Source organism: Peribacillus sp. SIMBA_075 (assembly GCF_046534585.1).
The window spans coordinates 1-247 of the sequence record NZ_JAWRYN010001296.1 but is presented as its reverse complement, the minus strand read 5'-3'; the positions used below and the strand labels follow the sequence as shown (position 1 = coordinate 247).

The window sequence follows — 247 nt, the reverse complement described above, 5'->3', positions numbered from 1 at the left end:
GCATATGGTTTAGAAATACAAAAAGTATCAAAAGAAGAACGAGAAACAAAAGCGTTAGAATCTCTAAAATTAGTAGGTCTAGAAAATAATAAAGACAGTTATCCGGAACAACTTAGCGGTGGTGTGCAGCAGCGTGTTGGTATCGCAAGAGCACTAGCAAATAATCCAGATGTCCTACTGATGGATGAGTCATTTAGTGCGTTAGATCCAATTATTCGAAAAGAAATGCAAAATGAATTATTAGAAC

1 protein-coding gene is annotated in these 247 nt (G+C 35.6%); it reads left to right on the top strand.

Features of this window, described 5'->3' with window-relative positions; genetic code table 11:
• Positions 1–247: ATP-binding cassette domain-containing protein (locus SB775_RS32520; RefSeq protein WP_410865414.1), on the top strand; the 247-nt coding region annotated here is incomplete at both ends.